Source organism: Oceanimonas smirnovii ATCC BAA-899, assembly GCF_000381965.1.
Classification (GTDB): domain Bacteria; phylum Pseudomonadota; class Gammaproteobacteria; order Enterobacterales; family Aeromonadaceae; genus Oceanimonas; species Oceanimonas smirnovii.
Genome location: NZ_KB908477.1, coordinates 1 through 10,075 on the forward strand (window position 1 = coordinate 1; position 10,075 = coordinate 10,075).

Annotated in this window: 6 protein-coding genes and 1 pseudogene; all 7 read right to left on the reverse strand. The window is 52.0% G+C overall.

Going from position 1 to position 10,075, the window contains the following annotated elements; all coding sequences use genetic code 11:
* A pseudogene (locus tag G364_RS16710) lies at positions 1–299 on the reverse strand (hypothetical protein); the annotation flags it as partial.
* Between the two features lie 7 nt (positions 300–306).
* The gene (locus G364_RS0116065) at positions 307–1,191 is read right to left on the reverse strand and encodes a hypothetical protein (protein WP_245541441.1); all 885 of its coding nucleotides are present in this window, start codon (positions 1,189–1,191) and stop codon (positions 307–309) included.
* A 202-nt stretch (positions 1,192–1,393) separates the two neighbouring features.
* Positions 1,394–2,092, reverse strand: coding sequence for a hypothetical protein (locus G364_RS17445; protein ID WP_245541442.1), 699 nt, complete (start codon positions 2,090–2,092; stop codon positions 1,394–1,396).
* Between the two features lie 272 nt (positions 2,093–2,364).
* Positions 2,365–3,546, reverse strand: coding sequence for a hypothetical protein (locus tag G364_RS0116075; protein ID WP_019936157.1), 1,182 nt, complete (start codon positions 3,544–3,546; stop codon positions 2,365–2,367).
* On the reverse strand, positions 3,533–7,114 hold the full coding sequence (locus tag G364_RS0116080; protein ID WP_019936158.1) for a toxin VasX: 3,582 nt from the start codon (positions 7,112–7,114) through the stop codon (positions 3,533–3,535). Before G364_RS0116080 ends, G364_RS0116075 begins: the two co-directional genes overlap by 14 nt.
* The gene (locus G364_RS0116085; RefSeq protein ID WP_019936159.1) at positions 7,104–8,015 is read right to left on the reverse strand and encodes a DUF4123 domain-containing protein; all 912 of its coding nucleotides are present in this window, start codon (positions 8,013–8,015) and stop codon (positions 7,104–7,106) included. The genes G364_RS0116080 and G364_RS0116085 overlap by 11 nt, the downstream gene beginning before the upstream one ends.
* The coding region (locus G364_RS16720) for a type VI secretion system Vgr family protein (RefSeq protein ID WP_019936160.1) at positions 8,012–10,075 on the reverse strand (2,064 nt) is incomplete at its 5' end. The genes G364_RS16720 and G364_RS0116085, both read right to left, overlap by 4 nt.

The window sequence follows — 10,075 nt, forward strand, 5'->3', positions numbered from 1 at the left end:
CCACCCACCATCATAATGACGGTTCCAGCAATTAAAGGAGATATTAGAAGTAACATCACCCATCCACCGATATAGGTGCTCACTGGCAATTGCCACCCAAAAGCAGTCGGCATACCCGCACCAAAACTAAGATAGATATCATTCACTTCCCCCACAGCGTGGGCATAGTCCTGAGCGGGCTGACCGGTGGGTAATGGCATGGGGGCCAGATAACTAACCTGACCTCCGGCAAAGGTGGTTCTATCGCCGGCCTGATGAGGTTGCTCAAGACAGTGTGGAGATTGATGATTGTTGCTCATTATTTCCTTACGCCGCCGACTGTCTGGCCAGCTCGGCTTCGCGCGCTTGAATGGCCAGCTCCAGCTCGGGAGAGCGCCTGGCCCATTGCTCCTTGGGCAGGGATTTTGACCATTGTTGTACTTTCTCACCCTTTAAATCCGGTGGCGGGTTCAGGTGTTTACGCTCGATATAATCCACTAACGGAAGATTAAATAAAAACAAGCCACAAACCCCTTCCCACAGCAAGCCTTTCGCCAAACCTCTCTTCTCGATACCATACTGGATATCTTCAATATAACTGGCAAAAATACTTTTATTTTTCATTTCAAACATATCTGTATGTACAGTCAGTTTATCGGGGCCATCTTCCATATAGGTGCGTATCAGCTCCCACATACCAGCACCCACCTCCGGCACCACATTTGGAAACCAGAGGTGACGTTCGGCGTCTTCATTGGTGCTGAAGCCATTGCCGCCCAGTTTAACTTCACCGTTAAAATTGGGGTTGGGAAAACCAACCATCAGGCTGCCGTTTTTATTCACTCCCGCCTGGCTGACCATATTAAAGCCTTCCACCGAGGCCTTGACCGTCTCCCAGGGAACATACCAGTAGTCGCCTCCCTTTTCCTTGGGCACACAGACTTCACGACGCTGGCGGTTAAAACGCACCGGTTCTCGCGGATTGGCAAATACAAGAAAAGCGATGGTCAGGGTTGGGAAAATCACAAAGCCAAAAACAAGCATCCAACCCAGCCAGTCCTGGAAAAAAAAATCAGCCCCCATAACACTGCCAATCCAGAGCATAATCAGTATGGTTAAGACAAGAGTACAGTGTAAGGTTGCAACCGCTGAACCAGGGGTACAGTCGCTGACATCCATATAAGTACTATTAATGCGCCAGACCATACCCATGGTGTTATTGGGCTTGCGGCCGGTGGGCACCGGTAAGGGGGCCAGAAAGTGTTCACTCGCCAGACCAAAGATGCTCTTTTTATCGCCGGCTTTGGGTGGTGTTCTCATGTAAAGCTGATCTCTCCTGCATTATTTATACTACTGCCCTAGGGGTGATGCCCGAAGCCAACCGCTGAACATATAATCTTGCCATAACAGCAGCTCACAAATCCCGGTAGCTTTTAATTTCCTTGATGGTGTAGTTATTCAGATAAGGCAGAATTCTGTTGAGGGTTTCATCCAGCTTGCCTTTTTCACAGTGCACAGTGCCAAAAACGTGATATTCCAGCGGTACGCTATCGAGCGAAAATACATCTCTTTTTCTGAGAATGTTAACTTCATAAGTATCCACAAAATAAATATAAGCGTTATCTACCTTGCTGCTAAAGTTGGTCATACCAAATGCCAGAAATGCCATGCCACCGGCACCGACAAAGGCCAGCGGGCCCAGCACACCCACCGCAAGAATACATACAAATACACCCACCCAGGCGAAGGCACGTACCACCTGATACGCCGTTTCGGGAATGGCGTCCTGTATGGTATAGCGAATGCCGATGGGCGTTAGTTGGTAATGGTATATTTTATTTGGCGTGCACAAATAACGAAGGTATGCCCACATCACGACTCCATGTATACTCCAAAGTATGAATGGTGTATATGAAGAAGAAGAGATGCCATGGTAAATTCCGACAACAACGGGAACCATGCCCAAAAAAATACAGGACACAATTGAAACAAAAAGGGGGGCATTCACGTTCCATTCATAAACTAAAGGCGCTTCCTTTAATTCATCTATCATGGCTTGTTCCCGCGCTGCCTTTTCACGCTGCTGCTCATCAACTTTTGCTGAAGTATTCATATCAGACTGCTTCCGTTTCAAGTATTAAATTCGTGTTCACAGACAAACTTTCTTTGACCTTTGTACTGAGTGCATCCAGCCTCGGCCCGACAGAGTAAAAGCATGTTGTTGCTGGCCCAGATTTGCCGTATAGAGCAAAAACATCGCTCTAACATTGCGTTTCTCCACGCTACCGCCCTTGGGGTGACGCCGGCTCCAATGGCGTGATAAACAGGTTTTGAATACTGCCAGAGGCCTGCACATGATATTGCGCAGGCCTGTTGTTGATGGCGTCAGCCGGCTTTGGCTTTCTTGCCTTTTTTGCCTTTACGCTTGGGCACCGTCAGTTCATCGGTGCCCCGCGCTTTGGTAAACAGGCTGAATACGGAATGTTGAGGGTACAGCTCCCGCAATATGGTCAGCCGCTCACGCTGGCGTTGCAGCTCTGCGCTGGGCTGGGCCCATTGTTCTGCTGGCAGCGGTTGCGACCAGGCGGCCATTGCCGGCGGTATTTCCCGGGTTTGTATCCGCTTGACCCGGGCTGTTTCCCATTCGGTAAGGTGAAACGGCAGCGTCCACAGGGTACAGAAGTGATAGGCATACCAGCCCACGACGTACCATTTGTCCACCTCGCCTTCCCGGTAGCGGCGGCGCATGCGGGCACGGGCGTTATAAAAGGTATGCAGCCCTTCGTGGGGCGGATCGTCCGGGCCCTGCAAGTCCAGCGGATCCTGTATTTCCTTCAGGCTGTGCACCTCGTAGTCCATGTAAGCACGAATGGCCTCCCAGTTGGCAATGGCCAGGGGCAGACCGCCACACTCAAACTCCAGTGAGTAATCTTCGCCACTGTCGGCATGGTGAAAACCCACCCCCATGGCATATTGACGCTGAACCCCGTATTGAGTGACCCCCTGCGTTTCAATCACCCAGGCAGACAGTGACTCCCAGGGCACAAACACAGGGTCCGTCTCTCCTTCGGGTACAAAACAGGCTTCACGACGCTGGCGGTTAAAACGGGCAGCAATGGCATATTTATACTTTCTGTGATTGAAATACCAAATAGATATGGATAAAACAAAACAAAATGCGGCCGATGACAAACCAATAAAAACCATAAACTCAAAGAAAAGCCAGACTCCTTCTATTACACTTGAAAAGCTAGAGCCGATAAATATACTTAAAAAAGCAATGAGCAATGGAAAAAAAAACATAACAATTAATATGCAACCGGTGAAAATCAACCCCAGAGAAAGTTGCCAGCCAAATACATGAGGCAATCCAACCCCAAACGTCAGATAAGTATCGTTTATTTCACCCACGGCATGAACATAGTCCTGGCCGGGCTCGCCGGTTGGCAACGGCATGGGGGCCAGGTAATTGACCCGGCCTCCGGGAAAAGTCGTGCTATCGCCGGCCTGGTGAGGCTGACTCAGCTCAGGGGCTGTCTCGTTATGTTCCTGATTAACTTTCGTCATGGGATAGTTCCGGTATTAGTTGCAAATTCAGTCGTGTCCAGTGGGCAGGTGAGCCTTTGGCTGATTGTATAGCAGGTTTGTAAACGCCTTCTTCACTTACTGGAGAAAGAATGGTGTGGTGCTGCACCTGATATTTCCCTTGTTCATCCAGGGTTGCAACATTCAACTCCACTAATATTTCTTCCTTCATACTATATGATATTGTATGCCTGCCTGCTGGTGGCTTTATTTTTAAAATCAAAGGTCCGGCATTCACCAACTCCATACCCGCTTCAATTTTTTCTGTTGCCGGTGACCAATTTTCAATAGGTGCGCCCTTATCGTAATATGCTCTGCGAATTGTGTAGGCACGCATAAAAAGGTGAGCACCCGGGCGGCCAGAAACAGGATTATTGAGCAATCCAGCAGACAAGTTAGGAATTTCCAGATTTATATCCGTACTGACCGGGCCGGACCACCAGTCTTTAAACCAGTTGTCGTGGCGTTGGTGAGTCACTCTAATCAGAGGCTTGTTAAATATATCCTGCAGACTTTGCTGATAATAAGCCAATGAATGGTTCTGGCGTTTTTCAGCATCCTGACTCCAGGGAGTGCTCAGCAGCCACTCATCGTGGGCTGATATATTATTCCGGTTATACAACCAGGTTCCCGCTAGTTCCAACATGGTGAAGAGTGCGCCGGCAATATTAAACCGGAAGAAAACACTCGCCAATCGTGGGCCTGCCACAGACCAAGCAGCTCTCCAAGTTTCCTTGCGAGCCATCTTTCTCATAGCTAGACCAGCATGTAGTGTATTGGTGAACCCATATATATTATTAACTGTCATTAATGATGAGCCAGTTAACGCCATGGCAGCTCCTTGCTGAGCCTGAACATTGCCACTACGAACGGCATCCGTCCATTTTTCATAATGGCCGACACTGCTTATTAAAGAAGCAATCCCACCAACCAAGTAATTTAAACCGCCAAGGATAAAGTGTAACCTTCCCATATGAACGCGGACCGTTGTTAATGCTTGTTGTTGTAGAGCAGCTGCAAATTGTGTAGCTCTTACCTGTAAGGCTGCGCCGGCAATACTCTGGGCAACAGATATTCCTGCCGCTCCGGTCGAAAGAGCTGCAGCTGCAACTCTATAAAGATCTTTATCATCTGGCTTAGCTCTGTCATATTCTATTAACAACGTAATAAAATTAATCACCTGCGCAACAGCCACCGCCAGCCCAAGGCCATCCCCCAGTTTGCTGACTTTCCCGACATTGGCGTAACCATTGCGGGCATTCTGCAACATACCACCAATTTCCTGTTTGGCTTCCGGTGGTAATATCAGCGTAATGCCGGCCTTGCCCATTGCCGCGCCGGATACACGTATGCTGTCTTCCGGTAATGCGCCAATGGGGCTGAGGCTGGCGGCCAGTCTGGGCTCCAGCATATCAAGCTCAGTTTTAAGCTGTTTAATCCGGGCAAGTAATTCACGAGACTTTTCAGATTTATGCCCTGATTGGCTGTTGCTTATGGCGCGCTGTTTAACCGCTTCAGCAAGCGAGGTTCGTGTCTTGGTAATTGCTTGAATATCTTGCTGCAACAGCCGTATTTCGGCTTCGCTGGCCACCGAGAAGCTAAAGCCTTCTTCCATTCCCGCTTGCAATAAGCGGGCAGATAAGGCTTTGGGCAGTGTTCGGAATAACTGATCAAGGTCCGGCATTTTTTGCTGGTCAAGCCCCTTGAAAAAGTCATCCATCAGGCGGCTGATGCCATGGCTTAATGCCGGATCAAGTGTGCTCTGTGCGCTTTTAGCCAGGGCTTGTGTGGTTTCCGGCAACTCATCTATCGCCGGCAGCTTGCCTTCTTCAATACTTTTCAACTTTTGCATTAACGATTTGAAATTACTCGCTAATGTGTAGCCTGCAGCATTCATCTGTGCATATTGAGCTTTAAGCTCTTGCTGAACATTCAGAGGCAGGGTATGAAAAAGTGGACGATCATATTCGGGATTTTTTTCCAGCCATTTTAATATATTTTCGATAGCCTCATCGCTTCGGCAAATATCTTTTAAACAGGCATATTGAGTAGCAAACGCCAGACCAAGCTGCTCTGCCTGCTGCAAATCATAATACCAGGCAGCACGGTGAAAACGCGATTCCGTAAACATGCTATTTCGATCAGCGGTGATTTTACTAAGCAATACATTCCACCGCTCCACGTGCCTCCGCTGAGCGGCAAGAAACTGATCCATGGCAGGCCGGTCAATCAGGTCGTCAATCCCCCGCTGGCCAAGGCTTGCACCATTCAATATATTTTTAACTTTACGGTTATGCTCTTTTTTCAGTCGTATAATAGTACCAATATGTTCACTGACAAAATCACTACCGGCATTGGCAGCAGACAATCTTTGAGATAGATAATAATGATCTATCTCTTCCTGCACTTCAGCTTTAATTTTTCTTACACCATCTAATGAGCGTATACCGGCCAGCTTACGGTTAATGGCATCAATCTTTTCCCTCACCACTCTGGGAAGGGTGGGATCTCTTTCGCTAATGCCGCTGCCATTATTAAGATAATCAATAATAACTTTTCGTGTATCGCTTTGAGCCTGTTCAGGCAGCTTGCCAAGATCATCAAGCATTGCTTGTGCTTGTTTATCATCAAGGTGAGTCAGTTCATCGGCTGTTATCTGAGTCAGTGACTCTATATAACAGCCGAGCATATAGTCCCGCTCGTTATTACCAGGCTGCTCTCCTCCTTCGGCCCAGTCAGAAATCCAGCCAACGACTTTATCCTGAAACTGGGCCAGGTCTCGCATAACACCGATGTCATCCTGAAGCACCAGGCAGAAACAGTCGTTTTGATATTCTTTCAAAACGGCTTTGGTCAATGCTCCAAAACCAATTTGCTTATAAGGTGTGGAGGTCGGCACTGGCTGCCCTTTATCCGGTTGCTCCCAAATATAAGGCTGACTCTCTTCAGGGTTAGCTCCTTCCGGCGTAGCCGGCTGTGCATTCTCTGCTACTTCGGCCAGCCATTTTTCTGCCTGCGCCAATGTTATAAGGTGCTTCCCGCCAGTAGCGGCATTGGCTGCGGCCAGGTTAACCTTTTGCATGAAGTAGTCGCGCTCTTTACTGCTTTCCAGCACCTGGGAGCACTTTCTTGCCGTCCATTGAATTTCGGAATAAGCGACGTACAGCAGGCTGCAGCGAGGGAAAATTAAATGCGGCTCACCCGCCGTGCTGGTCCGTGAATTCTGGCCGACTTCCTTGTCTTGCCACAGCAGCTTTTCGATATTGCCATTGGTCAGTTGGTATTCGTGCAGAATATTTTTTGTTGCATCTATGATGTAAAGATAGCCATCTCTGACTCTGCGCAGCCCCAGTGGCCGGGATTGCAGAGAAAAAGGCATGGTAATTTCCCCGGAAGGGTCCAGCTCTTCCACCACGCCATATCGCAACGGCAAAAGTTGCAGTTTGGCTTTCATCAAGGGGCAGGTGCCGGTACTGGAGCGTGCATCTTCTGCACTTTTGGCATTTGCTGCCGAAATTGGGTTATCCCGTTCATCGTTATTATTGGACATGATTCTCTCTCTGGAGATGGCTGGAGGCTTGCTGAGCATATTGAGCTGCAATAGAAAGCCGCTGGGATGCAACAGTCCCGGAGTCTGCATACAAAAGCTGATGAATATTGGAATATTCAGCTTGATCAATGCTGTCTGTGTTCAAATAACCAAGAATATTGGCAAACATGGTGATATCCCGCTCAGACTGAAACCCTTGCTCGTAAGCCAGCTCAGCGATTGAAAGCACCCGCTTCCAGCAAGATGTTTGCCCATCCTCAGGCCGGTTGCACCACTCGGGGAAATAACGCTGCATATGTATCATCAAGCCGATGCAGACTCTTCTGAAGTCCGCTTCAGAAAGCAGCACCATGTCTTCTTCCGTGAGGCGAAGCAGGGTGTCATCGTCATTAAAGAACGGGGCTTCATTCACAAAGCGGCTTAGCTCACCGGCATAGCTGTCTATAGTGATGATCTCACTGATGGGCCCCATCAGCGCCGGGCGACGCAGTTCATTCTGTAACATGGCCGCCATAACCGACGGAGCAGCCAGCTTCAGATATACCTCTTCTCCGGATGGGTGTATCACTTTCATCAAACGGCGCAAATGCGCCGTCACCTCATGCCATGGGGCTGAAAAACAAAGCATATAGCCCCACTCGCCGCTTATTCCCTGCTCGCAGAAACGAGCGAACAGGTCATCATCGGTACTGACTGCCACTAAACAGGGAGATATGTCGCAAAGCTCATCAAGCTCGCTGTTCAGATACAACAACTCAAATTCAGGCGCGCTTTGTTGTTCATAAATGAGCGTTAACAGGTTTTGCCTGGTCGCTCCATCCAATAACAGCGCAGTATGTAAGTGGCTGTCTTGTTCAAACCCGGGTTTTTGATCTCCGGCAAACGCAGATATCTCTATCACAGCTGCTCCTTAGCCAGATCACAGATCGGGCATAGTGAACGGCCTTGTAATAACGCCTGCTTTTGTCTGATTGGATCGGGCCGCATGTTTACCAAAGGAGCAGGGCGTTTGTTAGCCACAGGAATTTTGGCTTCAGGCACCTTGCCCACCGCCACTTCCTCTACATTAAGCGGCAGCCCCGCCAGCAGTGCGGCCACGCCGCTGCCCTGGCCCGGGCTGCCGCCGGTGTTCATGTTAATGGCCGGGCCGAGCAGGGTAATGCCGGACGGATCCAGTTTGATCATGCTGCCGCCGGCGTTCAGGGTCAGCTCGGTGCCGGCGTCTATCACCATTTTCTGCCCCGCCGCCAGGTGAATTTCCCGGCCGGCTTTCAGCAGCTCCTGGCTGCCCAGCTCGGTGTGGCGGCTGCCGCCCACCTGCTCGTGGCGGTCGCCGTCGGTACGGCTGTGGTGATTTCCGTTTACCGTGTGGTGGTGGTCGCCCCGTGTGCGGCCGTAGTGAGTGCCGTGGGTGTCGGTGTGCCGGTCGTTGAGCACCTCGGTTTTTTTGTTGTGGTCAATCAGCTGGTCGTAGTCTTTGGCGGCGTGCAGGTAAATCTGCTCCTGGCCGGCCTTGTCTTCAAAGCGCAGCTCGTTGGCGTTGGCACTGCCGGGGCTGGAGGCGGTTTTAAAGGTGGAGCGGGTTTTGTGCTCGGGCAGCGCATAGGGCACCCGGTTGGCCCCGTTATACAAACAGCCGGTAATAATGGGCCGGTCCGGGTCACCGTCGATAAAGCTCACCAGCACTTCCATGCCCACTCGGGGCAGCATGAACTGGCCATAGCCGTTGCCGGCCCAGCCCTGACTGACCCGCAGCCAGGTGCTGGTGTTTTCATCACCCCGGCCCTGGCGGTCCCAGTAGAACTGCACTTTGACCCGGCCGTATTCATCACAGTAAATCTCTTCGCCTTGCGGGCCGGTGACCATGGCGCTTTGCTGGCCGGGCACCCGGGGTTTGGGTGGGCACGGGGGCCGATACACACTGGCTTCGGGCAGGGCGGTAAACTCACAGTGAAATTCACTCTGGCCGTCGGTCAGCTCGCCCAGCACCTGGGGTTGTTTGCCGTGGTAACGGAGTTGAGTAATCAGCCACAGCTGGTTGTGCTCGGGGTTGGGGTGGTCTTCCAGCGGCTGGTAGTGGCCGGCCATCAGTTGCGGGCTGTCGCTTTCGCCGGTCACTGTGATGTGGTTATGGCGGTGACGAGCCAGGCTCAGGTCGGTGAGTTGCTGGCCCCGGGCCTGGCTGAGAAAGGTGCCGGGCCAGCGGTAGTCTTCCAGCGGTTGCTCGTCGGCGTGGTCGGGCCCGGGCAGGTGCTGGCTGTGGGGCTGCAGTGGCAGCGCCGGACGGGTGAAGTCGTAGTCCCGCAGGCTGACCTTGCCGGTGCGCACCCCGGGGCCGGCGGTGAGGCGGGTAATGGCATGGGTGCGGTGTGCCATGCCGGTGTCGGCCTTGAACGGCAACGCCGGCAGCAGGTCCAGGCCTTCGGGGCCGTCGGCCAGCACCAGCAGGGTGTCTTCGGCCCGGTGCACAAAGTGGTAGTGAATGCCTTCTTCGGCCAGCAGGCGCTCAATAAAGGCCAGCTCGGTTTCGTTATATTGCACGCAGTAGTCACGGGGGGCGTAGTTGCGGTTCAGCCGCCATTCCCGGGTGTCGGCGCTGAGGCCGGCCTCGGTAAGCAGGCGCTCAACAATGTCGGGCACGGTCTGGCCCTGAAAGATGCGCACGCCCCGGCGCAGGTCAAGCAGCGCCAGCGGCGGCACCAGGGTGAGCCGGTAGCGCACATGGCGGGGGCTGCGGTCGAGCTCGGTGAGGTCAAACACCAGGCCGTGCACATAGCGCCGGGTACCTTTTGGGCTGTGCAGTTCCAGGGTGGCCGGTTGCTGCAGCAGGGTGGTCAGGGGCGGCAGCGGCGAACGGCACACCAGGGTGACCGAGAGCGAAAAGCAGCGGCTGAGGGCCTCTTTGCCGTGCCAGTCATACACCGGCTGCGGCCCCAGCTCTCCCAGCTGCAGCCGGGCCTG

Excerpts from the sequence above, each read along its gene's own strand:
- G364_RS0116065 (WP_245541441.1), bottom strand. The coding sequence starts at position 1,191 with ATGGGTATGGTCTGGCGCATTAATAGTACTTATATGGATGTCAGCGAC.
- G364_RS17445 (WP_245541442.1), bottom strand. The coding sequence starts at position 2,092 with ATGAATACTTCAGCAAAAGTTGATGAGCAGCAGCGTGAAAAGGCAGCG.
- G364_RS0116075 (WP_019936157.1), bottom strand. The coding sequence starts at position 3,546 with ATGACGAAAGTTAATCAGGAACATAACGAGACAGCCCCTGAGCTGAGT.
- G364_RS0116080 (WP_019936158.1), bottom strand. The coding sequence starts at position 7,114 with ATGTCCAATAATAACGATGAACGGGATAACCCAATTTCGGCAGCAAAT.